Consider the following 24869-nt stretch of genomic DNA (forward strand, 5'->3'; position numbering starts at 1 on the left):
TTACACACCTCTTTCGCAAGTTGTTGACATTATTATAACTCCGCAAGAGTAATAAGATTATCGTAACACAGTAAAGTCTTTTCCGGATGTGACTGTAAACATGCTCGAACTATGTTAAATATCATGTCTCCGAAATCGCATGAGAACTCCTACCTGGATTAATTATAGAAAAATATTTTAAAAATTAAGTTTTGACTGATGAGGAGTGCTATTATGACATACAAAGAAATATAGGATATCAATAGGGGAAAAGGAAGGAAGGCAGCGCGTGATGAAAGGGTTCTCGAGGTATATAGGCGGGATTTCGATTAAAAACAAAATATTCATATCGAATGTATTAATCATTATCGTATTTATTTCAACTCAGTCGTACTTTGCCAACACGATTTCACAGAAGGCCATTATTGAGAAAGAGATCAATAATTCATCCCGGGAGCTTGTGCTCATCAAAAACAACCTTCAAACCTTGGTATCTACAATTGAAGATTATTCAAAAATTCTGGCCAGCGATTATCGTTTGCAGAACGTGCTTTATAACGACTTATTATTAAATAATGAGCAGAATGCGAGCAAGTCGGCTGAGGGTTTAAATAACCTTTCGATGAAAAAAACACTTTCAGAGACGATCAGCAATATTGTGGAGCCTAACACAAGAATCAAAGCGGTAAGCATCCTCACCGCGAATCATCACTGGGTAGACGTCGGGTTTGCTGATAACGCCTATGCTTCACGCATATTCGGTGACGGTTATGGAGCGGAGGATCGTTACTATTTACCCATTTGGACAGGCTTGATGAAATTCGGATTTTTGTATGAAGGGGAAGACAGCGTATTTGCGGTTTCCAAAACGGTCATTCACAAAGATACCGGTAAAACGATTGGCCGAATTTTTTTGTACGTGAAAGAAACGACGATTGCCTCGATTTACGAGGAAGAGGAAAATAAGGGCGGGGAATTTTATATCGTCGATTCCGCCGGCCGAATTATTTCCTCACAGAATAAAGCCAAATTGTACCGGGATTTCAAGGAAGTTGTCTCCATAAGCATTCCCGAGAAGGGTGAAGACACAACCTTTACCCAGGGCAGCGGAAGTGAAGAAATGTTGATATTCACCCATCGCTTCGAACCGTTGAAATGGACAATTGTAAGCGCTATCCCGATGAAGAATATTTCTTCAGGCCGGAAAGAAATCAATCAATTGATTCTCGGGGTCGGTGCAGCATGCTTGTTGCTGGCATTAATTGTGTCCTTCCTGCTGTCACGGTCGATCACACGGCACATCTTCCAGCTGGCCAAGACAATGAGGCAAATCCGGTCCGGACAGATGCAAGTCAGAAGCCCCTACCAATCCAAAGACGAGATCGGATATTTAAGCGAGGGCTTCAATAACTTAATGGATCGCATAGAGGTGCTTATGGCCGAAAACGTTGAGAAACAAAGGACAAAGGCTGAGATAGAATTCAAATTGCTGCAATCGCAAGTGAAGCCTCATTTTTTGTACAATACGGTTGAAACCATTATTTCACTCATTAAGCTGGGCTTAGGGAAGCAAGCCATACAGGCAGCCCAATACATGGCGAATTTCTATAAGATCTCGTTAAGCAAAGGTGACGATATCATACCGATAGGTGACGAGATGCGTTTAACGGAAAGCTATTTGGAAATTCAACAGCTGCGTTATGTGGAATATATGGAGTATACGATGGAAATTGACAATGAAATTTTGTCCTATTCGATACCGAAGCTGACCTTGCAGCCCATCGTCGAGAATGCGATCTATCACGGATTGAAGCTCAAACAGGAAAAAGGAATCATACGCATTTCAGGAAAACGAAGCGGAGACCATCTGGAAATTGAAATTTATGATAACGGCGCCGGGATGCACAAGGAGCAGATCAAGGCGATTATGGATGGGACCAGCGTTCCTGATGAAATTAACGGATTTGGTCTCAGAAGCGTATCCAACCGGATTCGAATGCTGTACGGGGAAAGATACGGACTGCAGGTTGAAAGCGATTACGGAGTTTCTACGAAAATTATAATCGTACTGCCTCTTCGTTATCATTAATCCGCAAAATAAGGAGTGAACAGAATAGGAGGAAAGACCATGTACAAAGTGCTTATCGTCGATGATGAATATTACTTCAGGCAAGCCTTGAAGATTTCGCTGCCATGGAGTGAACTGGGCTTTCAAATTGCGGGGGAAGCCAAAAACGGGGCGGAAGCGCTGGAGCAGATGACCGAGTTAGAGCCTGATGTTGTGCTGGTCGATATGAATATGCCGATTATGGATGGATTGGAGTTCATACACAAAGCCAAGGAGCGCGACCAGACAACTAAATTTCTGGTGTTGTCAGGCCACAGCGAGTTCGTGTATGCCAGACAGGCCGTGCAATTAGGCGTTGTTAATTACGTGCTGAAACCCATCAACGAAGAAGAACTCCAAAGCTCCTTATTAGATATAAAGGAACTTATACGAACGGAGCGTCTGGGCAAGCTTGAATTGGACGATTTAAGAAGGCAGGCGAGCGAGGGCTTGTCTGTCCTGAAGGAGCAAGTGCTGAACGGTTGGCTGCAGGGCAAGGCTATCTCTAGGGCACCTTCCGAATGGGATCGATTAAATGATTTGGGAATAAAGCTCGAAGGGCTGCATTATCGGGTGATTGTTGTCGACCTGGATTCAAGCGATGAGAGGAATCTTGAGGAGGGCATGCGGATTCGCCAAGCCAAGTTACAGGAAATCGCTCAAAATGATATGCAAAGTGCCTTTCAGTGTGTAGGCTGTCACGATCAGGATGCTCGTCTGGTTCTAATCATAGGATCGTCTGACGGCTCCTTCAACAAGCTGGAAACGATTTGCGAACGTATTCGATTAAACGTGCAGGACAATTTGGATTGTACGGTAACGATCGGCTTAGGGAATGGTTACGACAAGTTTGAGTCGGTTGCGGTTTCGTACAAGGAAGCGTTAATCGCCTTGAAGCATCGGTTTGTCTGGGGAGGTAACAAGGTATTCGCACATTCCCAGGTAGCCGAATCCGGGATAAAGGTTGGGTTGTTCTCGGTGGATAAAAGAAGCAGCTTGCTGATGCACATGCGAATCGGTAACCAGGCCGAGACGGCAGAATGGCTCTCGAATTTTTTTTATGATACCCGCGTTAAAAATGCAACTATGGAAATGCTGTTTCTCGCCGGAATCGAAATCGTATCCACATGCCTGGAATTTTTGTCCGAAGCCTCGCAAACGTTTGAAGATGTCTTCCTAAATACGACACAGCCCGATATGATACAACACGTTCAGCGGATGAAAACCTTCAACGAGCTGGAGGACTGGATACGTGTATTAGTTCTAAAGACCATGGATCATGTGCATAGCCGCAAACCCAATAGAGCCGTCAAAGTCATAGAGGCGGTCAAAACGTATATTTCGGGGCACTATGGCAACGATGAATTACGAATCGAGGATATCGCAAAAAGCGTTCATATGAACTATAATCATCTCTGCTTCGTGTTCAAAAAAGAAACAACCTTCACGATCAATGACTACCTGACCGAAATACGGATTACTAAAGCTAAAGAGCTTTTTGATCAGGGAGAGAAGGTTATTCAAGACGTAGCGAACCGGGTGGGTTATGCGGACGCCAATTATTTCAGTAAATGCTTCAAAAAATATATGGGAATCACGCCCAGCAAATATGTGAATCAAAGCCGGTAGCCTATGCAGACGTTAGAGGGAAAGTGAAAACTTTGCCTTTATCGTCTATTTTTTTGCCGTTAATTTTACTGCTGGCCCGAGAATAATCTCTGTACTAAGTGTGGGAAGATTCGTAAAATGATCACAAGATTGATAACGCTTTCAATATCAATCCGATATCCGCTTCGCTAAATAGGGGAGGTAAACAATGAAAAAGAGGTCGAAGGCAGCAGCTATGTTCCTTATGGCAAGTATTTTTCTGGTTTCATCGGCATGCAGCAGTGGGAATGAACCAAGTTCCAGCCAGTCATCCGACAATCCGTCACCCTCGGCAGTAAGCACGGAGGATACCAAGAATACTACGAAGACGGACGGCAAAAAAATCAAGATGAGAGTCATAACGCTTACGACCGACGAGAACCGCAACAACATTATGGACAAATTCATCAAACCGAATATTGCTGCAGCGCTTCCTAATCTTGAAATCGAGTTTGAGCCGGGCGGCGGCGGTGAGGAAATGGCTAACAAATTGAAGACGTTGAATGCTTCCGGGGATATGCCGGACGTATTCTGGAATGATGCCGGCTTCTTTACGCCATTGAAGAGCACAGGCAGCATTCTGGATCTGTCACCTTATATTTCCAAGGACGGTTTCTTGGACAAATACTCGGTGCCTGATGCGTTAAAGCATGTCGATAACGGGATCTACAGCTTGTCTTCCGGAGCGGACACGTATTTTACCCCTGTTATCTTCTATCACAAAGACATGTTCGAGCAAGCAGGGGTTCAAGTGCCAACTACGTTCGACGAGCTGATTCAAATCTCGAAGACGCTCAAGAGCAAGGGCATGGTACCGGCTGTGACTCCAGGCAAGGACGGATGGGGGCCGAAGCTCTTTATGCTGCAGCAAATGATTCAAATCGGTGATCCGCAGGCGATGGCCGACCTTGTCAGCAACAAAACGGACTTCAACAATCCTTCCGTCAAGGAAGGTGCAGCTCGCATCGAAACGTTGGTCAAGGAAGGCGTGTTCCCAGACGGTATTTCCAATTTGGATTACGGTCCGGCGCTGGAAATGTTTACGTCCAAAAAGGCGGCTATGTTATGGATGTTTACTTGGGAGCTGCCAAATCTCGCAAAAGACGAAACGGTTGACTTCTTCCCGTTTCCAAGCGCCAGCGATAAGTATAGCCCTGCAGAGAACGTACAGTTCTGGGGTTCTCCGCTTAACGGTTATGCGGTCAACGGCAAAACGGAGAACCCGGAAGAGGCTGTCAAGCTTGCTGAATTTCTAGCCATGGCGGATGCATTATACTTTGAATCTCTCGGTGCTCCTATATCTTTACAGACAGGCAACCAGGCAATGGACAGGAGCCCGCTGATGCAGAAGTTCGTTGACTGGTACAATCCGATTCCGAATAAAATCGCGTCATGGGCACTTAATTCGCTAGATTCGAGGACGTCTGCCGAAATGTCTACGCAGGGAGCGAATTTATTAACGGGCGAGTACGCAGCCGAAGATTTTAATGTGGCGATGAACAAGATCTGGAGCGAAAATACGTGGTTTGACAAGTAAAAGACGCAATAACTGCTAAATCCCCTTCGTATAGATCCAAGGGGGTTTAGACACAAATTAAATGGTGGAGAGAGCGATGAACAAGTACTTTAGCACGAAAGTATCTATATTTGTGTTTGCTTTCCCTGCATTGCTGCTGTTCACCTTATTCTGCGTATACCCTTTGCTGCCGGAGATCTGGGTGAGCCTGCATAAGCATGACGGGTTTAGAAATTTGGGTTTTGTGGGTTTGAATAATTACAAAGAAGTGATGGCTACCTCATCCTTTTGGACCGCTCATAAGAATACGTATCTCATTGTAGGTATCTCATTATTGCTGGGGCTGCCCTTGTCGATGATGCTTGCGTTTTTTATGGACGCTCAAACACCGAGGTTTCGCCGATTCTTCAAGACGGTGGCGATGTTTCCGGCTATCTTGTCGGTCACGGTTGTTGCCCAGATTTGGGTGGCGTTCTACGAACCAAATTGGGGTTTACTGAACAAGATTCTCGATTCGTTAGGACTACATTCCTGGACGCATTCGTGGTTAACGGAAAAGAAAACGGTGATGCCCAGCATTGGAGTGACCTTCCTATGGCAATATATTGGACTGAACGCATTGCTATTTTATACAGGAATCAAGACTATACCCAAGAGTTACTATGAAGCTGCATTAATCGACGGCGCTAATTATATTCAAGTTTGCTTAAGAATTACGATCCCCTTGCTGCAGAATGTAATCAAATACGTACTTATTCTGTCAACATTAGGCTCAATGGCATTTTATTCGCATGTACGAGTCATGACGGCAGGAGGTCCGGGAGATCTATCCAGGACGGTCATCTACCAGATGTATTATACGGCGTTTGATACTTCCGAATTTGGCAAAGGTAATGCGATCGCCGTTATTTTTATTCTGGAATGCCTTTTGATCTCCTTTGTCATTCAAAGGTACGTTGCCAGAGAAAAACTGGAGTTTTAAGCTGGGGGGGAGCTTTCTGAAATTATTAAGCCGAGTGTTTTGGGTAGCTATGGGATGCACATTTCTATTTCCCTTGTACTGGATGGTAACGATGTCATTAAAGTCCAAAAGTGAAGCTTACGACAATCCTTTTGGATTACCGTCTTCCTTGGACTGGCTGAACTTCAGCGAAGCGCTGTCCAAATATCATTTTTATACGTATTTCGAGAACAGCGTGATTTATACCACAGGCACAATTGCCATTACGTTGACAACGGGCAGCATGCTTGCTTATTGCCTCAGCCGTATGCAATGGAGATTCAATTCGGCAATGTTGTTTTATGTATCTATGGGTTTAATTGTCCCGATCGAAGTAGTCGTTATTCCGTTATTCCAGTTGGTTAAATGGATGCATATTAAAAATAGTTATTTGGGTCTTATCTTGCCGTATTCTGGCTTCGCCATTGCTTCCTGCGTACTGATGCTGTATGCCTTTTTCCGTTCTTTGCCTAAGGAGCTGGAAGAAGCATCATGCATAGATGGGGCGAATGTCTATCAAACGTATATCAAAATCATATTTCCAATCGTAATGCCAGCGCTCGTGACGCAATGTGTTCTGATATTCATTCGAATCTGGAACGAATTTCCGCTTGCATTTATTATTGCTTCCAAGGATCAATTCCGGCCGCTTACAGTCGGGTTGCTTGGTTTCTTCATTAATGTGGGAGTTACGGATTGGGGGCCGATCGGCGCGAGTATGCTGCTGTCCAGCCTGCCTATGATCATCGTTTATTTAATAGGCAACGAAAAGATCGAAAATGCGTTAACTGCAGGTGCAATTCTGAAGTGAGAATGTGAAGTGGGAGAAGGGACATCTGATAAGTGATCCAAGAGGGGGATGGAAATGCGAAGAAGAGCATTAATATGGATTCTGACTTTGATCATGGTAATTCCCATGCTGCCATTCTCAGGGCCGGTAGTCTCGGCTGACAGTGTGCCAAGTGTAACTATCTATGTTGCTACAAATGGCAATGATAACACAGGGGATGGAACACAAGGAAAGCCGTATAAAACGCTTGCCAAGGCAAAGGCAGCAGTAAGGACTCTGCCTAAGACCGGCGGTGATATCGTGGTTCAAATTGCGGATGGATACTATTCGCTTGATGAAACGCTGGTTTTTGACAAGGATGATTCCGGAAGTGCAAGCAGCACGATTCGCTATGAGGCGGCGCCGGGTGCGAAGCCGGTAATCAGCGCCGGTGAAATGCTGAAAAAAGGCGTATGGACCGAAGCGGTTGGCCTTACCCAGACTGGCGGCTTAAAGGCGTATAAAACGACCCTTAACCGGAGCGATAAGTTGCGGATGATCTATGTAAACGATAAAGGCGCTACCATGACGCTGAGCCCGCAAATCGTTTCAGCCAACAGAACCGTCACCGGCACCCCTACAGCCAGCTTTACCGCTGCCAATAACCCCTGGGCGTGGCAAAACGGCAGCAATATTCGGGCGGCTATCGTATTCGATGCCAGCGTAGGTCTGAGTACGGCAACGAAAAACCCCCAAAACATCGAAGCCGAAAGTATCGGCGGTTCTACCGCCAGGTGGTCGCGGCCGTTTGTCACCTTCGCATCAATCGAACAGGCTCCGGCAGAGAGCAATAAGCCCGGCGGTGTTATGCTCCGGTTCCAGATGCCATATGGTGCGATTTCACAGTCTTTGAGTAATAACACGCAATACAATCCAGGTAACAATCAAGTCATCCGCAACGCTTTCGAGTTCTTCAACAAACGCGGAGATTTCTATTTCGACCAGGCGGAAAGCACGCTATATTACATCCCGCTTGCAGGCGAGGACATTAATACCGCTGATGTGGTCATCCCCAGACTTGAGACAGTCCTCGACATACAAGGGGACCCTGTTGGAGACCGGTTAAACCCTGTCCAGGGCTCGGATGATGGACGTGTCAAAAATATAACTTTCAACGGGCTGAAGTTTGCCCATACCGACTACAAACTGTATGAACTGACGGGCACTTATACTCTTAGCGACGGAACCGGTCCGGTAACAACCCGTTCCCGCGGGTATGCGTCCGTTCAGGGCTCTATCGTGAACACAGCTTACTTCCCCGGCAGCATAAACTGGCATGAGACCTTCTACCGGGGCTATGACATACCGCCGGCAGCGGTCATGATCAACGGGGCGAGGAATATCAAGGTGCTGAACGGTGAGATCGGACTTACCGGATTTAATGGTATCCATGTCGAGAACGATGTCAAGGATATCGAAGTCACGGGCAACTATATCGTAGATACGCTCGCTTCCGGCGTTGTAATCGGACATCCACAGCATATCTATGAGAACGATGAGCCGATAAAGCATGAGTCTAGTGTGTCGGTCTCTGGTACGCCAATAAGGAACTGGGCCGGTGTTAATAAGGAAAAATTCAAGGCAGGTACTGAAGCTGTGCCGGAAAATATTTATATCACAAATAACTTTTTGTACAGAAACTGCTACGGATTCCCGGGCGCCAACTCCCTAACCTCTTTCTACACTACGAATATGCAGGTACTGCACAACTTCCTGTATGATTCTACTTACGGCGCGATGAGCATTGGCTGGGGCTGGGACGAATACGATGGTTTCGGCTTTACCGCCCAAGGTACCAACAAGACCGGCGGCCCTTATCAGGGTACGCATGAAACGAGCATCGCAAGATCTCCAGTAATCTCTACGACCTCCAGGAATAACAAAATAAACTATAACAGGGTAGAGGAAATTTGCACGGTAGTTAACGACTCCGGGGCGATCTACTCCTTGGGACGACAGGGTGATCCGGGTAATTTGCCGGGCGGAGGGACATGGGACACTATCAACAATCTGACCAATAACCCTGTCACCGACAAGTCTAGTAACTGGCATTCTGACAACTGGACGAATTTCACCGAGATGAACTACAACTTCCTTAACCCGAATCCAACGGACAAACCCACGACCTCTAACAACTGGACAAACGGATTTCATCCCGACGAAGGCAGCACGTTCATCAAGATGATAGGCAATGTCGTGCAGTCAAAGCTCTCACATGCAGCCGGACAGAGCCGTCTTTTTGAATTTAACAACTGGAAGCGTAAAAGCGACATGATTGCCATCGACGGATACGTGGACGGGAATAACAACCAGAATGGCGCCCCCAGGACTACTTACGACAATTACAAAAGCGAAGCCCGCATTTGGCCCGTTGCAGGCAACGAAATCGTTCTGAATTCGGGTCTTACCAACGAATACACACATATGATCCCAAGAAGCCTCATTGCCGATACCGAGTTTGAACTGGCTTCCAATGTCATCATGGGTGCAAGCGGTGAAAAGCTGAGCCGCAGAGGTCTGCTTAAGGCGGAAGACACGGTTTGGCTCGCACCCGCAAACACAACTGTCTTTAAAGAAGGCGCTACGATGACAAAAGCTGCCGGCAATGAAAAAACAATCAACACTCCATCTGCCGCAGGACAATACAAACTATTTATATTATATGGAGACGGGAGAGAAACAGCCACTTCCAAGTACACGGTATACGTTGACGCGAGCGAGCCGGCAACCAATGTGGTGGATGGGAAAAGCTACGAAGTTTCAGCCATAAGGCCGCTTAAACTAACTTTGAGTGATGAATACACCTTCACGCTTAACGGCAAGCCCGTGGCGGATGGTTACGAAATCCGTACCGAAGGAAACTGGACCCTGGTAGGCAGCACTTCGAAGCCTGAAATAACCATCAACTTTACCACCACAGTATCGGTGGCAAACAAGCTGCTCCCGGCTGATGTGTCCGTAGCCCCCGGCGGGACCGTTAGATTTGCCTACGATTTGGACGACGCGGCCCAAAAGATATGGATTTCTTCGTCGAGCGGCGGACATTTTGATGGAGGCGATGATGAAACCGTAGCCTCCGGCGACGCGCTCGGAATGACCGCGCCCATGGTGCCCGGTCCGTACATTATTTTTGTGCTGGCGAAAGACGGCGAAGTTCGAAGTCAGTCGCACGCTCGTGTTGTGGTGAGAGATGTAACGCCTGCCGATATTCCCAGAGATGGTCTTGATTTATGGCTCAAGGGCGATGAGGGCGTGGAAATGGATAGCAGTGGCAACGTGACGGGGTGGAGAAATATGGGGAACATCCCGGCGAAGCTTGTCCCGGCAAACGTCCCCGGAAGCGGCGGCGATAATCTTGGAACACCTGACGGGAATCCCAAGCTAAAGAAAGATGTTTACGACTATGTAGAATTCGCCGCGAACTCGAAGCCGTTAAAGGCTGCTGGCTTTAAAGACTATAACGGCAGTACACAGATGACAATATATACACTGGTTAGACCAACGACAATAGCCAATAACTCCAGCGACCAAAATGGTCTTGTTTATTTCGGATTGAACGAGGCTTACCAAACGTGGGCCGCCAACGACGGTTGGAGCGGTATTAGTCTCGGGGTAGGAACAAACCGGGTTAACGTCCGCTTTGGTAATGCGGATGGCAGTGTATCGGGCGGCGGGCAACAATTTACAACAACAGCCACTGATGATCTGGTCAGCGTCCGGGCGCAGCTAAACGGAAGCAAAAGAGAAGTTTATGTTAATAACAACGTCATCGGCACTCCCGGAACCAACGCTAAGGCCCTTTTGGGGAACAGACCGGATCTGAGCGTAGGTTACACGATGGCGGCTGCAACCCCCCACCGCTTCATGGGCAGAGTCTTGCAGATTCTCATCTACGACAGGGTGCTGACCGCTGATGAAATCACGAAAGTAGAAACGTATTTTAACGAGGTTAAAGCCGGCCGCGGCGGGTCCGCGAACCCCGTGGTTCCAAAGGTTGACACAACCTTGCTGACCGCCTTGATCGAGGCCGCAGGTAACAAGGAAAAAACGATGTATACAAGTGATTCATGGAACGCTTTTGCAGGCGCATTACGTGAGGCCAAAGCTGCTGCCGCCAATGAGGAGATCTCGCAGACAGCAGCGGATCATTCCTATTACGCGCTGCGTGACGCAATCAAAGGGCTTCAACTGTTATCTGGCGGAGTTGCAACCGCTGTATACGGGACGCCTGTTCTCGGCGGCTCCGAGCTCGACCCGCTCTGGAATACGACGGTCACGCTGCCGATCCTTAAGCATCTGACAATGGTGAACGGTCCGGCGGATGGTTCCGCTAAAGTGCTATGGGACGATTCTAACCTGTATGTTCTGGTGCGTGTAAAAGACCCTGTGCTGAACAGCAGCAGCAGCGAAGCGCATGAGAAGGACTCGGTCGAGATCTTTGTAGATGAGACCAACAGTAAACAAACCTCGTACGGACCGGGTATGGGACAATACCGTACTAACTATCTTAATGAGAAAAGCTTTAATCCAGGCAGTGTCAGTGCGGGTTTTGAGTCTTTTGCCAAAGTAGTGGATGGCGGTTATTACATTGAAACCAAGATTCCCTTTAAAGCTGGTGCGCCTGCGGCTGATCATGTAATCGGATTTGATGTGCAGATCAATGACGCAAAAGCAACGGGTGGCCGTCAGGACATTATCATGTGGCACGATGTGTCCGGACAGTCCTATAATAACGGTTCACAATGGGGTGAGGTTAGACTTGTGAAAGAGATCAGCGGTCAAGAAGGCAGCGCGTTGCTGACCGGACCGGGAACCGTTGAAGGCGGCAAAAATTTTGATGTTGAATTCAGCTTGGCGCATGCTGGAACAGATGTCAAAGCGCTAGATATTACGATTAATTATGATGCGGATAAGCTGGAATTCATATCAATGGAATCGCTTCAGCAGGATTTCAAATTAGTTGGTGAAGTGAATGAAGCCGGCAAGCTTAGAACCATCGGGACTACTATTGGAAATACAGATATGACCAAGGGATTGATTAAGCTTAAGTTCAGAGCGGTTGCAGCGGATAATCCGCAGAGCGCTTCCATTCGCGTCACTCCGTTAACGGTTGCGAATGGCGCAGGCCAAGAATCAGATTGGGCGGGTGCAACTCACACAGTCCGAATTAATAACATGGATAAGACGGGCTTGCTGCTTCTGATTGCGGAAGCGCAAAGTACGCATGATGCAGCCCTTGAAGGCGTATCTCCTGGCCAGTATCCATTAGGCTCGAAGGCAACTCTCCAGGCAGCTATTGATACCGCTCAAGTGGTGGCTTCGGCTCAGGGAGTAGGCCAGGCAGGAATTGAAGAGGCGACATTGAAGCTGCACGCAGCTCTGCAAAGCTTCAAGGGTTCAATGATTAAATCCATCGAAGGAGATTACAATAACGACAACAGAGTAAGTGTTGGTGACCTTGCAATTATTGCATCCGCCTATGGCAAAAATAATCAAAATTCAAATTGGAATAAGTACAGAAGGCTGGATTTGAATGGCGACGGTATGATTGACATCGTGGATATCTCCATTCTGGCCCGTAAAATTCTGAATTAATTACATGTGGAAATAAGGAGATATCGAAAGGATGGGAATTCGCTTGAAATATCGGGTTGGAATGATGCTTCTAGCTGCTTGGTTCACACTTTCCCTGCTGCCGGTGTACGCAATGGCCAAGGACGCCTCCTTTAGCTTAGCGGTCTCCAATTCTACGTCCATTAAGGGAAATCAAGTTGTCGTGACGGTGACGGGATCGGATCTTACCGATGTATATGGCTTCGAAATCAATTTGAAGTACGATACAAACCTTCTATTATACAAAAAAAGTGAAAGCTTGCTGCAAGGGTTCTCCGTCCCGCTTGCTCCTGCAGATGGCCTTGTCGTGTTCGCGCATACGAAGGTTGGCAAGGTCGCCGGCCTATCGGGAAAAGCCGAGCTCGCAGCCATTACGTTTGAAGTCATTGGAAAGAATACGAAGAAGCCGACAGTAGAATTAACACGTGTGAAGCTTGTGAAAAGCGATCTTACGGATACAGTTGTCAAGCCGGGAACGAAAGCAGACATCGCGGTGCAAGCAGCGGGGAATAACATAACATTCAAGGATATTGCTAATCATTGGGCCAAAGAAGGGATAGAACGGGCTGTCAGTATGGGGTTTATAAACGGCTTCGGGGATGGGACGTTCCGTCCGGATGTGAGGATCACACGCGCAGAGTTCGTGGTTATGACCGCGAGGGCGTTTGATTTCGAAGCGAAAGGCGCGATGCCGCTAAATTTCAGGGATGTAGATACGATCCCGGTCTGGGCAAGGGATTACATCGCGGAAGCGGAGCAGACTGGCCTGATTAAAGGCTACGCCGATGGCAGCTTCCGTCCGAACCAATGGATTAGCAGGTCCGAAATGGCTGTCCTGATCATGAGGCTGTACGACGGCGAACATCATTCTAACGGAACGGTCTCATTTGCCGATAAGCAACAGATTAAGTCATGGGCACTTCCGTCGGTTGCTGCCGCGGCTGACCTGGGAATCATTAAGGGCAAGAATGGTAATCGGTTCGCTCCTGCTGATCCTGCTACCCGGGCTGAAGCGTTGATTATGCTGCTTCGTCTGATGGATGCAAAAGTAATACTTGATATCCGGTAAACTTGAAATAATGACATCACTTTGTGTCCATAACCTCAAGAAATTCGTATCGTGAAGGGGTGAGCAAATCGGGTCTGTCTTTTGACAGGCTCTTTTTGTTGCCGAAATTTAGACGTATAGTGACAGTCGCATTCACTTGAAGGTATACTATGTGATGTTGAAAATTTGCTGTTAGTGAAAATTCAAGCTATACAATCAATAAAAAATGACGAACTAGACGGCGCTTGTACAACTGAAGGCTTGGTGTTTCTTGCAAACTAAAGCATAAGCCCATTAATTGTGCTATCATTAATTCGGAAAACTCATAAAGAATCTCTTGTGATTTGAACTTGGTTTAGGAGGAAGTTATGAAAAAATCTCTAGTGAGCCTGCTGATGGTGTTATTGCTTGGGCTCCTATCAATTAATGTGGCAGCGGAAGCACCGGAGCGGTATCAAGTAATAATACCAGCAGGTGATAACAGTTTCGGGACCGAAAGTGAGGGACTTTCGGCGGTTAAAAAAAATGGGAAATGGGGTGTAATCAATCGAGTAGGAGATGTAGTTATCCCCTTCACACTTAACTACGATTGGGTAGGGTCATTTCATAATGGTTTTGCGCAAGTCAGAAAAGAAACTGAGTATGGTTTCATTAGTATCTCTGGAAAAGAAATTGTCCCTCCCAAATATGTTAAAGTGCTGGATTTCAGAGACGGTGTTGCCCTTGTTTGTGACGATAAAAACATTATATTACAATGGGGAGCCATTGACACGACCGGAAAAGTTGTTATACCGGTGAAATATCATTTTGTGGATGTTACCTTAAACGGCTACAATGACGGTTATAACGTTAAGAACGAGGGTTATCCGTTCAAAGATGGTTTGGCCGCCGTCAAGATACCTACCGTTGGTATTGAAAAATATGATTCTAAAACAGGAAAATTCAAAAAAATAGGTAAAGAAGATCCTAATGCAGGAAAGCTTGGCTATATCAACAAAAAAGGACAGGTAATCATCCCTTTTTCATACAAGGCAGATTATGATAATAAACCGCTTTTTAATTTCAACGATGGCCTGGCGTGGGTTCTTAAAGGTACTAAGTATGGTGCTATTAATACGTCAGGAAAAATAGTTATTCCTTTTGATTACGATGGAGTGGAATCTCTTAACGAGCGTTTGTATCATGTCTGGGTCAAGAAGAAGGATGGAACCTTTAGCAAAAAGGTAATCAATTCAAGCGGAAAGGCTGTTTTCAATAATACATACAATATTATCCACAGATTCGAAGAAGAAGGATATGCACAAGTTAGTAAAAACAACAAATGGGGCTTTATAAATACCGCAGGAAAAGTAGTCATACCGCTAATTTATGATCAAGTAAGCCGGTTTAGCGAAGGTCTGGTGAGTGTTAAAAAGGATGGGAAAATTGGATACCTCAATGTGTCGGGGCAAGAAGTGATCCCTTTGAGCAATAAATATCAAGACCCGGGCAGTTTCTGGGGAGGTATTGCACCTGTTAAAAACGACAGTGGTGATATTGGCTTCATCAACATGCAAGGCGAATTGGTTGTCCCTTATGAACATTATCGTGATCCGTCCCTCTCGACCGAGGGCGGTGATAAAGAACATAAAGAACGTTATTGGTTTGTAAAAGAAGGCGCTTGGGGAAGAGTCTATGACGCTAACGGAAAACCAGACGATAATAGAAGTGATTTAATCAATTCCTCCGGCAAAATGATTAAAAACATTGAGTACTATTACGTCGGTCGATTCATCGGGGGATTTGCTGTGTTTATTGTTAAAGATAAAGATGGAGACCTTAAATATGGACTCATTAAAGACACCGCCTATGTACCGAAAATTCAGTAATGATTTCGGCTGAAAGGGTTCACTGGGCTGTCTTTTTACAGCAAGTTAAAGGCCATCCCGAAAGGGATGGCCTTTCCTTTACACTTTTAATTCCCCTTACTTCCCGATCTCCAACAACCTCGCCACCATAGTAGCGAACTCTGCCCGGGTAATATCCTTTGCAGGCTTAAACGTACTGTCTTCGTAGCCGGTAATAATTTTATTCGATGCCAGTGCATCAATGGAATTATAATACCAGGCCTCTTTGTTAACATCTTTGAATGTTGTGTTGCCGGTACCTGTCAGCTTGAAAGCTCTGGTGATTAGTGTTGCTAATTCACTGCGGCTAATCTTGGCATTGGGGCGGAAGGTACCGTCGCTGTATCCGTTCATCAGGCCGGCACTGGTTGCTGCGCCGATATACTTATTGGCCCAATGTGCCCCAGATACATCGGTGAACGTACTTGCTTGTCCTTCAAGCCCCATGTGCGTTGTAATGACCTTAATGGCCTCGGCGCGGGTCAGACCTGAATCCGGACGGAAGGTGCCATCGGCATAACCTGTCAGTAATCCTTTGGAAATCAGCAGGTCAATGCTTGCCTTTGCCCAATGCTTCAGTGTATCTGTGAAGCTGACCACTTCCGGCTTAGGTGTTGGTGCTGTTGTTTCTGCTGGTGCTGGTGTAGCTGTAGGAGCCGGTGTAGCAGTAGGTGCTGGCGTTGGTGTTGGTGTTGCCGGTGGAGTTACGGTACCTCCTCCAGGACTTGGATTGCTTGGTTCATTATCTACTGGGTCTGGATCAGTAGGGTTTGAGACATATGGGAGTGCTGGTGCAAAAGCGGTAAGCAGTCTGGCCTGACTTTGCTGCTCAAGCGCATAACCCATACCTAGAACTTTGGCATCGTCCCACGCTCTGCCCACAAGCTGCATCGAGATCGAATAGCCGCTGTCGTTCGTTCCCACAGGCACCACTACCGTAGGGAGACCCACATTAGATGTTAATACGCCCGTGTTGCGGTCCGAACTTAGCTGAGAGGCTGATGCGTCATTGTTATATACGTCACTGATGAAACCTGCATACACAATAGCATCCACGCCATTCTCGTCCATCCAGCCTTTGATCACTTCCTTGTAGTCCGTTCTATACTTGATGTAATCCTGTACAGCCTGTTCCGTCATCCGCGTAGGCGCGGTATACGATCTCTGATTATAGATAAGCACTTTATCTGAGGCAAGCACACTTGCTCCGTCCGCGTAAGGGAAGGCTTTGTGAAGCTCAATGTAGCGCGCCCAGCCTTCCGTTGATCCGTTAATGCCTGATGGACGGGTAGGGGCTGCTGGCATTTTTGACATTTCAACCATTTCCGCTCCCGCAGCTTGCAGTTCTGAGAACTTATTCTTTACGGCTAGTCCGGTATCATCATCTGCATAACTGGAGACAAAGGATTCGGGGATGAATCCGATTTTCTTTCCTCTCAAGGCCCCGACATCCAGCGATTCCTTCCAGTTCTCCGGACGTTTATGATCGGCATCGGCAGTTACGGTGAAAATATCCTGCGGGTCCGTACCCGTTGTTGCGTTCAGCATAATAGCCAGGTCCGTTACGGTTTTGGCAATAGGCCCCGCATAGTCCTGTCCCCAAGTCAGCGGCAGCACACCGGTTGTACTCGCCATGCCGTCCGTTCCGCGGAAGCTTTTTAAGCTGGCGCCTGTCGTAGGGGCGTAGAGAGATACCCCTGTCTGCGATCCCATGGCGGCCGCTGCAAAATCAGCGGCAACCGATACGGCTGATCCACCGCTGGAGCCAAAAGAGGTTTTGGACGGATAGAGCGCATTCCAGGTCTGCATCCAGCCGCTTTCACTGAAGCTTCCGCTGTTCGCGAACTCCGAAGTATTCACTTTACCAATAATGACAGCGCCGGCTTCCCGCAGCTTATTCACCTGGAAGGCATCTGATTCTGGCCGCCAGCCTTCAAGTGCTTTACTGCCGCCTGTTGTCGGCATATCCTTGGTGTCATAGATGTCTTTGATCGCAATCGGAATTCCCAGCAGATCACCCTTAGCGCCTTGTGCACGGGCATCGTCAGCCGCTTTGGCCTGAGCCAGCGCAGTTTCGGATACATGCAGGAAGGCATGGAAGCCGAGTTGGCCCATATCGTACGCCTTGATCCGATCCAGATACGCTTGCGTAATTTGGACAGAAGTCGTTGTACCGCTAATCATATCCTGCTGCATCTGTGCAATGGATTTATTCACAACATCATAGGGGGAGGAAGTAACGAAGCTTTGCGCTGCAGGAGCCTCTGGAATGAACAGGTTATCTCCAGTATTAAGTCCCTCTATACCTGAGATATCCCAGTTACTGATGGAGCGGATCTGTGCAGGGGTTAAGCCGGACACATCCAGCTGCTGATTGAGTCCGTTAAGTGTGGCAACCAGATTGTTCAGCCCAGCTTCCCCAGCTTCTCCAACCTGTACAAAATTCACCAGGGATTTCGACTGGCCCGGTTCAAGATTCAAGGTATTAATGAAGCCATAGAAATTCGCCTCATTACCGGACTTGGCCAGAGGTGTGGTGAATGGATTCTGCTGCTGATTCCCAAGAGCCGTTAATCCATTATTAAATGGATGTGGAGACCCGACTGCAACACCTAGAGGTTTATTGTTTCTGGCACTGCTATCGACCACAATCCATGAATCGTCTGTCGTTACCTCCAGATCATTGGAGTAGGTTGCCTTGACCACTGAAGCATTGGCCGCTGTGCCATACCCTAAGGAGCCGCCGAAGGATACATCTACTTTTACAGCCATATCATTCTTATTGGTAAAAGTATCAAAGAATCTAGTTCGATTATTGATAGTGTCCACATACACATCACGGGTAACGGTGACATTTCCCAGATTGACAGATTGAGAGGAAGTGAATCTATTAACACCATCGTACTTGAGGTCAAACCCGCGCATCATTTGTCCATTCATCAGGGAAGCTGCAGGCGAGGATACTTTCACAAAAATGTTGCCGAACCCTTGCACTTGGGTAGTACCAACGGTTCGCAAGCTTCCTGTGTCCAAGCTGGGAGCGAAAGCATCGTGAATCTCCCATACTGTACCACTGGATGAAGTAACTCGGGTTAAAGCATCGGCGGTTTGAAACGGAATGACTCCTGAAGCAATAACAGATAATGCAATGGAAGTAGCTATAACTTGCCTCTTGGTTCTACGCAGACGTTTTAACTTACTCATGTTGGCAATCTCCCTTTCCTCTATGTATATTATTAATTGTGTTAAGAAATATAACATTGTATATTAATTCAGTCAATGAATAATATGAAATTGAACTATTTTTAGAGATTTTAACAAAGGGAAGTTGCTGTATATATTATAAATGATAATAAATATGATAAATTAGTGTTATGTTATTTAACATTTTAGGTTATGTATATATTCTGCTGATAGATTATGGAATGTGCTACAATATTTTAAATGGAATTTCACTTGTAAAGGATGACACTCAAAGGAGATTTATGATGAAACGACTTCGCTGGAGCATTGCTGTTTATTTCTTGCTATTCTCGCGGAAATTGAACGCAAAACCGGCAATAGCGAGCTCGCGGTCAAGTATGCCAGGGAAGCAGTAGAGGCTTCGAGAGGTGTCCAGCGTTATGTGTTATATAAGGAGTATGAAAGAACGTTACCGCAAGCGGTTGAAGCATAGTTTGAAAAAAACGGGTATCATCCTCATTCAAGGATGATACCCGTTTCTGTTAGTTAGGATGCCAGTCTCACTGTCCCAAACACAGCCTGATCAGATCATCGACATGTGCGGTGGCCAGGCATTCTACGGTGTCGGCGGCGCCGTAATAGATTTTGACTTCGCCATCGTCCTCCAGGATCATGCCGCCGGGAAAGATGACATCATTGCGGAAGCCTCCGTCTACTTCGTAGGGGGCTTCAGGGGCGAGCAGCGGCGAGGCGCTCATCCCAAGGATTTTCTTTGGATTATGGAGATCAAGCAGCATAATGCCTGCTGTATACCGCTTCTTCCAGGACGGCTCCCAGCCGTTCTTGCCTCTGGCGGGATCAAGATCCACCGCATGGAAGGTGGTGAGCCAGCCCTTGTCAGTCTTAACGGGCGGTGCTGCCGGACCGATCTTGTCATTGGCGAACGGGACCTGCTCCACTGCAAGCAACAGATCCGAACGCCCCCAATAGACCAGATCCGGCGACTCCGCGATCCAGGTGTCGAACCGGTCCAAGCCTCCGCGGCTGTATACGGTGAACGGGCGTTCCAACCGCACATAGTTGCCGTTGATCTTCTCCGGGAACAGCACCATATTCCGCAGGTCCGGCGTAGACAAGCTCAAGATCTCAAAGGATTCGAAGTCATCCGTGACTGCGATTCCACCCCGGATACCATGCCGCGTATCTACAGCGAAGCACATGTAGCAGCGGCCGCCGATTACCGTCAGACGCGGATCGTAAGCGCGCACGAACTCTTCGTCATGCAGCTTGAACACCGGCTTCGGCCCGGCCGTCCAGTGGATTCCGTCTTCACTGAATGCGATACCGAGATCCGTTGTATGAGACGGCTCAAGGGTCTGCTTCTCAAGGGAGCCATAGTCATTGCGGAATACCATCACATACCGGCCGCCAAACTTAACCACTCCCGCGTTGAATACTAGTGCGGTGGGGTAAGGGACCCGCGCTGCATCCAGCACAGGGTTGGCCGGATGACGGCGGATGAGCGGACTTGATGCCAAAGCTCCTATGATGGGTGTATGGTTATCATTCATCGTTGATGATCCTCCTTGGATGTTGAACTGTGTGCTAGACAATGCTTCCGTAAGGTGCGAACGGATAGTCAATCGTAATACGTCCAGCCTGGCAGTCGCCAATCCCGCTGTACAGATCAGCCTTGCCATCCTCACGCATCACGATCCCTGAAGAGAAGACGCAGTCCGTCAAATACGGTGCCTTGGCAGGTCCGGGCGGGTAGCAGGAGCGGCTTCCAATCAGATGCAGGTTATGAGATTCCCGGGTCACGGGATCGAAGATGAAGGCCATGTTCAGATAGACCTTGATTTCCTGCCCGTTCTCCTCCTTATGCGAATAACAAATATGGCCGATGATTCCGATGTTGCCGCTGCTCAACAGGTAAGCCTGATTGACGCCTCCCCATTCACCTGTTCCGAAGATACCATGGATGTACGGGGCATTCTCAATAACGTCAGCAGTCAAATCCTCCAGCTTATCAATCACCGTGAAGCCGATCATGGATTCGCTGCCATATTGGCCCTTCACCTCGTTGCCCCGCGGACGTGAGAAGACGCCAATTCTGTCGTCCGCCAGAGCAACAAGGCGGATATCCTTCATTTTGTTAGGACCGGTAGTAAAGTAATACAAATTGTGGAGATCCGTCCCCCGGTAAAAATAACCGAAATACGTGCTGTATTTGCCGCTTTCATATTGCACATGCGTTCCGCCCAGTACTAGCTCATCACCTATTTCGCTGATATAAGGGTCCTCCAGCGTATAGATCATGCTGTTCTCCACCAGGGTCCACTCATCCTGGCCTGTTTCCTCGAACAGACGGACCCATGAGCGGGCCCATTCTTCCCGGCGTTCTACCCGGCCGAACAAGTAATGTTTTCCATCACGTTCAAAAGGAATCGAGATATTATAAACATCAAATCCATCCACATTTTTAAATTCCAGGGTTGCGCTTTCATAAATAGTTTTTGTTGCTTCAAACTCTTGTTTTTGCTGATGCAGGTTCAAAATTTTTTCACTCCTTTATTCTAGCAGCACTTTTTATTGAAGAGAAGCTTGATATTCCTTGAACTGCTTCTGATATTCGGCAACGACCTTGTCCAGACCTGCCTTCTTCATTTTATCCAGCGCTTCCGGGAAGGCCTTGTCGTAGTCCAGCACACCCATATAGATCGGAGTGATGCTGGCTGAAGCTTCCGAGAGAATATTGGTATATTCAGTTCTTACATTCGTCGGGTCAAAAATAAAGTTGGCTGCAATACTGTTGACCGCACTCGGATTAGGCTCGAATAAGACCTTATTATTCTCAGGAATACTGCTCTCCGGGTCAAAGCGCATAAAGTTCACATTGCCGTTCTGGGAATCAGAGCCTCTGTACCGCGGATTATTGTTGTTGTTCGGGTCTCTGATCGGCTTTAAGCCTTTGTCGCCATCTTTGGTGTAGTGCTCACCCTCGATGCCATATTGAACCAGGTCGTAGTTATCTTGGCTGGCCAGCATCCAATCCATAAATTTAACGGCGGCCTCCGGATGTTTACTGTTCGCCGGTACGGCATTTCCGTTCTTGAAGGAGAGGGGGCGAAGATATTCTTTATCCGGGTTAAACCATACTACGCCGATATCGTCCACCGTAGCATCCGGGTTGTACTTCTGGAGTCCGTTCAAGCTTCCGCCGGTTCCCAGGCGCACGAACCACTCTCCGCTGTCGAGCTGGGCATCTACTTGCTCCTGCTTCATAACCAGGATATCAGGATTCGTAATTCCCTTGGTGTACAGCTCGTGCATGAAGGCGGCATCCTTCTTGAATTCGTCGGTTTCAATCCAGGATTTGACCTCTCCGTTCTGGTTGACATAGAAGAACTTATCCTTAACGGTGAACGGGAAGGTGTCATAGGTCCGGTGCAGGATGGAGGTATGCAGATTGATCGGGTCAAAATCGGCCCGGGTGCCTAAGTAAGGCTTGTTCTTCCCCTTCCAGTTCTTCATCACCGTCTCCCAGGCGCTAATCAATTCAGCCGGAGTTGTAGGCTCCTGCAAATTGTTCTCGCGGAGAATGTCGCGGCGGATATTGAACTGGCCTTCACTGGCCATTTCAACCCAGTAGGAGGGGACGATATAATATTTCCCGCCGATGGTGGCTCCATTGAAGATGTCCTCCGGAATATTCTTTTTCAGGTTGGCTCCGTACTTCTCAATCTCCTCTGAGATACCGGCCAGTGCACCCCGGGTATAATAGTTGGAAAAAGGAGTGCGGTCCTGCATGACATGAAACAGATCGAACTCTTCGCCGGTGGACAGCATCAGGTTCAGCTTCTGGTCCCAGGCATCCCAGGGGATGAAGATTTTCTCCACGGCAACGCCGACACCGTCTGCAGCCAGCTTCTCATTGACCTTCTCGAACACCTTCTGGTAGTCTTTCGGCTCGGTGCCGGGAACTACGTATTTGATCTTGACGACCTCAGAGTTATTAGCATTCTCTGCATTCGGGGATGAAGCATTGCTTTCTCCATTTGCGCCAGGGCTGGCATTATCCGCCTTGCCGCACCCGACCAGGGTGGACAGGGCAAGCACCACAGCTAACAGGGTTGCATAGGATTTTCTCATGAATAATACGGACCTCCTCTTATGTTGTCTTCTATATGTTAACCCCTAAGGGATGACATCAGCCTTTCACTGAACCGATCACGAGCCCTTTCACGAAGTACTTCTGTAAGTAAGGATAGAGGAAGATGATCGGCCCGATGGTTACGATGGCTGTCGCCATCTTGACCGACTCCGAAGGAAGCGTAACGTCGCTTGTTCCGGCCAGCATGGCCATATCGTTCAGCATACTGATCTCCGATTGCATCTGCAGCAGCATGAATTGCAGCGGGTACAAGTCTTTCGAGTCGATCAGCATGATCGCATTCCACCAATTGTTCCAATAATCCAGTCCATAGAAGAGGGCGATGGTCGCCAGTACCGGTTTACATAACGGAAGATAGATCTTGAAAGCAATGACAATATCACTGGCCCCGTCTATGGTGGCGGATTCCCGCAGCGAGTCAGGAATGCCGTTCATGAAATTGCGCACCAGGAAGAGGTTGAACGGGCTGAACAGCAGGGACGGAATAATCAGAGCGAGAATATTATCGGTTAAGCCGAGCGCCCGGTTCATCAGATACCAGGGCACAATGCCGGCGGAGAAAATCATGGTGATAAAAAAGTACAGGGCCAGCAGATTGCGGTGCCTCACATTTTTGTTCGCCAGGGTGTAGCCTGCCATAGAAGTAATCAGCAGGGCCAGCGTGGTACCGACGAGAGTGACAAAGATCGAAATGCCATAGCTCTGAATGACCTGGGAGCCGCTCGTGAAGATCAGCTTATAGGCATACAGAGAGAATTTCTCCGGAAACAGGCTATAGCCGTTCTTAAGAATGGCATCCTCATCCGTGATCGAGATCATCAGCACAAGCAGCATCGGAAGCAGGCACAGCGCCGAATAGACCGCAGTCAGTGTGTACATGACCGTCTTGCTGATTGAGAACTTTTTCATTAAAACTCCTCCTTCCCGGATTTAATATAATGCGCCGTCTTTAAAGTACTTGCGGGTAATGGCATTGGTACCAAAGACAAGGATGAATCCGATAACGGACTGGAACAGTCCTACGGCCATGGCTTCGGAAGGGTCGCCGATCTGGCGCAAGGAACGGAATACATACGTATCAATAATATCCGTGGTCGAATACAGTGTGCCGTTGTCCCCGATGAGTGCATAGATCATCCCGAAATCGCCATACATAATTTTGCCGACTGAGAGCATGGTCAGGATAATAACCGTTGGCATCATTAGCGGAAGTGTTATCCTAAAACACATTTGCAGGCGGTTCGCCCCGTCAATCTCTGCGGCTTCATACAACGTCTCGTCAATGCCGGTAATGGTTGCCAAGTAGATGATAGCGCTCATACCGGCGCCTTTCCACACATGCATGATGGTCAGAATCGCCGGCCAGGACTGGGCATCGGTATACCAGTTCACGGAGTCCATTCCGAATTGGTTCAGGATTCTATTAATCACGCCCATATCCATGGAGAAAAGCGCATACAGAACATAGCTGATGACGATCCATGAGATGAAATTCGGGAATAACATCAGCGACTGGCTGATCTTCACAAATAGCTTCTTGCGCAGCTCGTTCAGCACCAATGAAATAGCCAGCGCCATCAGGGTACCAAAAATAATAAACAGTAAATTAAGGTAAATGGTATTAAAGGTAACTGTAAGCGCTTTATTGGAACGGAAGAAAAACTCAAAGTTTTTGAACCCCACCCATTCGCTATGGAAGATTCCCTTTGTATAATTGAAGCGCTGGAAAGCAATGACCAGATAAGGATAGGTCATATACCCGAAAATAAATGTGTATGCCATGGCCGGCAAAACTAACAAATAGGATGTGCCATTCCTGCGGATGTCAGACAGTATGCTCAATCCTGGCCGCCGTTTTTTCTTCAATTCCTGTTCCCCCCTATTTGT

Annotated in this window: 14 protein-coding genes; 8 read left to right on the top strand and 6 right to left on the bottom strand. The window is 47.5% G+C overall.

Features of this window, described 5'->3' with window-relative positions; genetic code table 11:
• Positions 1 to 271 precede the first annotated feature (271 nt).
• The 8 genes from MKZ07_RS31420 (at position 272) to MKZ07_RS31455 (ending at position 15607) form a co-directional block, all read left to right on the top strand.
• A complete protein-coding gene (locus MKZ07_RS31420) occupies positions 272 to 2068 on the top strand; it encodes a cache domain-containing sensor histidine kinase (protein ID WP_341029820.1) in 1797 nt (598 codons plus the stop codon).
• A 39-nt stretch (positions 2069 to 2107) separates the two neighbouring features.
• Positions 2108 to 3715, top strand: a complete 1608-nt coding sequence (locus tag MKZ07_RS31425) for a response regulator (protein ID WP_341029420.1) — start codon at positions 2108 to 2110, stop codon at positions 3713 to 3715.
• A 187-nt stretch (positions 3716 to 3902) separates the two neighbouring features.
• A complete protein-coding gene (locus tag MKZ07_RS31430) occupies positions 3903 to 5270 on the top strand; it encodes an ABC transporter substrate-binding protein (RefSeq protein WP_341029423.1) in 1368 nt (455 codons plus the stop codon).
• 76 nt (positions 5271 to 5346) lie between these two features.
• Positions 5347 to 6231 (top strand): carbohydrate ABC transporter permease, encoded by an 885-nt coding sequence (locus MKZ07_RS31435; protein WP_341029425.1) that lies wholly within the window; start codon positions 5347 to 5349, stop codon positions 6229 to 6231.
• Between the two features lie 91 nt (positions 6232 to 6322).
• Positions 6323 to 7060: a carbohydrate ABC transporter permease gene (locus MKZ07_RS31440; RefSeq protein ID WP_256706356.1), complete on the top strand. Its 738-nt coding sequence runs from the start codon at positions 6323 to 6325 to the stop codon at positions 7058 to 7060.
• A gap of 54 nt (positions 7061 to 7114) precedes the next feature.
• Complete coding sequence (locus tag MKZ07_RS31445; RefSeq protein ID WP_341029427.1) at positions 7115 to 12673, top strand: sugar-binding protein; 5559 nt, start codon at positions 7115 to 7117, stop codon at positions 12671 to 12673.
• 31 nt (positions 12674 to 12704) lie between these two features.
• Positions 12705 to 13760, top strand: coding sequence for an S-layer homology domain-containing protein (locus tag MKZ07_RS31450; protein WP_341029430.1), 1056 nt, complete (start codon positions 12705 to 12707; stop codon positions 13758 to 13760).
• 347 nt (positions 13761 to 14107) lie between these two features.
• Positions 14108 to 15607, top strand: coding sequence for a WG repeat-containing protein (locus MKZ07_RS31455; RefSeq protein ID WP_341029431.1), 1500 nt, complete (start codon positions 14108 to 14110; stop codon positions 15605 to 15607).
• A gap of 96 nt (positions 15608 to 15703) precedes the next feature.
• Here MKZ07_RS31455 and MKZ07_RS31460 read toward each other — a convergent pair whose 3' ends face one another.
• The 6 genes from MKZ07_RS31460 to MKZ07_RS31485 form a co-directional block, all read right to left on the bottom strand.
• Positions 15704 to 18829, bottom strand: a complete 3126-nt coding sequence (locus tag MKZ07_RS31460; protein ID WP_341029435.1) for an amidase family protein — start codon at positions 18827 to 18829, stop codon at positions 15704 to 15706.
• A gap of 539 nt (positions 18830 to 19368) precedes the next feature.
• On the bottom strand, positions 19369 to 20379 hold the full coding sequence (locus MKZ07_RS31465) for a glycoside hydrolase family 130 protein (protein ID WP_036691064.1): 1011 nt from the start codon (positions 20377 to 20379) through the stop codon (positions 19369 to 19371).
• 34 nt (positions 20380 to 20413) lie between these two features.
• Complete coding sequence (locus MKZ07_RS31470) at positions 20414 to 21364, bottom strand: MTP-1 family protein (protein ID WP_341029437.1); 951 nt, start codon at positions 21362 to 21364, stop codon at positions 20414 to 20416.
• Positions 21365 to 21397: 33 nt separating this feature from the next.
• A complete protein-coding gene (locus MKZ07_RS31475) occupies positions 21398 to 22960 on the bottom strand; it encodes an extracellular solute-binding protein (protein ID WP_341029439.1) in 1563 nt (520 codons plus the stop codon).
• Positions 22961 to 23018: 58 nt separating this feature from the next.
• Positions 23019 to 23891 (bottom strand): carbohydrate ABC transporter permease, encoded by an 873-nt coding sequence (locus tag MKZ07_RS31480; protein WP_051493172.1) that lies wholly within the window; start codon positions 23889 to 23891, stop codon positions 23019 to 23021.
• 21 nt (positions 23892 to 23912) lie between these two features.
• Entirely contained in the window at positions 23913 to 24848 is a 936-nt protein-coding gene (locus MKZ07_RS31485; RefSeq protein WP_036691061.1) for an ABC transporter permease, read from the bottom strand.
• Between the last annotated feature and the right edge of the window lie 21 nt (positions 24849 to 24869).

The sequence above is a fragment of the Paenibacillus sp. FSL P4-0338 genome, assembly GCF_038002365.1.
Lineage (GTDB): Bacteria > Bacillota > Bacilli > Paenibacillales > Paenibacillaceae > Paenibacillus_AQ.

Bases quoted from the DNA above. Each gene is read 5' to 3' on its own strand.
- MKZ07_RS31420 (WP_341029820.1), top strand. From the start codon at position 272: ATGAAAGGGTTCTCGAGGTATATAGGCGGGATTTCGATTAAAAACAAA.
- MKZ07_RS31425 (WP_341029420.1), top strand. From the start codon at position 2,108: ATGTACAAAGTGCTTATCGTCGATGATGAATATTACTTCAGGCAAGCC.
- MKZ07_RS31430 (WP_341029423.1), top strand. From the start codon at position 3,903: ATGAAAAAGAGGTCGAAGGCAGCAGCTATGTTCCTTATGGCAAGTATT.
- MKZ07_RS31435 (WP_341029425.1), top strand. From the start codon at position 5,347: ATGAACAAGTACTTTAGCACGAAAGTATCTATATTTGTGTTTGCTTTC.
- MKZ07_RS31440 (WP_256706356.1), top strand. From the start codon at position 6,323: ATGTCATTAAAGTCCAAAAGTGAAGCTTACGACAATCCTTTTGGATTA.
- MKZ07_RS31445 (WP_341029427.1), top strand. From the start codon at position 7,115: ATGCGAAGAAGAGCATTAATATGGATTCTGACTTTGATCATGGTAATT.
- MKZ07_RS31450 (WP_341029430.1), top strand. From the start codon at position 12,705: ATGGGAATTCGCTTGAAATATCGGGTTGGAATGATGCTTCTAGCTGCT.
- MKZ07_RS31455 (WP_341029431.1), top strand. From the start codon at position 14,108: ATGAAAAAATCTCTAGTGAGCCTGCTGATGGTGTTATTGCTTGGGCTC.
- MKZ07_RS31460 (WP_341029435.1), bottom strand. From the start codon at position 18,829: ATGAGTAAGTTAAAACGTCTGCGTAGAACCAAGAGGCAAGTTATAGCT.
- MKZ07_RS31465 (WP_036691064.1), bottom strand. From the start codon at position 20,379: ATGAATGATAACCATACACCCATCATAGGAGCTTTGGCATCAAGTCCG.
- MKZ07_RS31475 (WP_341029439.1), bottom strand. From the start codon at position 22,960: ATGAGAAAATCCTATGCAACCCTGTTAGCTGTGGTGCTTGCCCTGTCC.
- MKZ07_RS31480 (WP_051493172.1), bottom strand. From the start codon at position 23,891: ATGAAAAAGTTCTCAATCAGCAAGACGGTCATGTACACACTGACTGCG.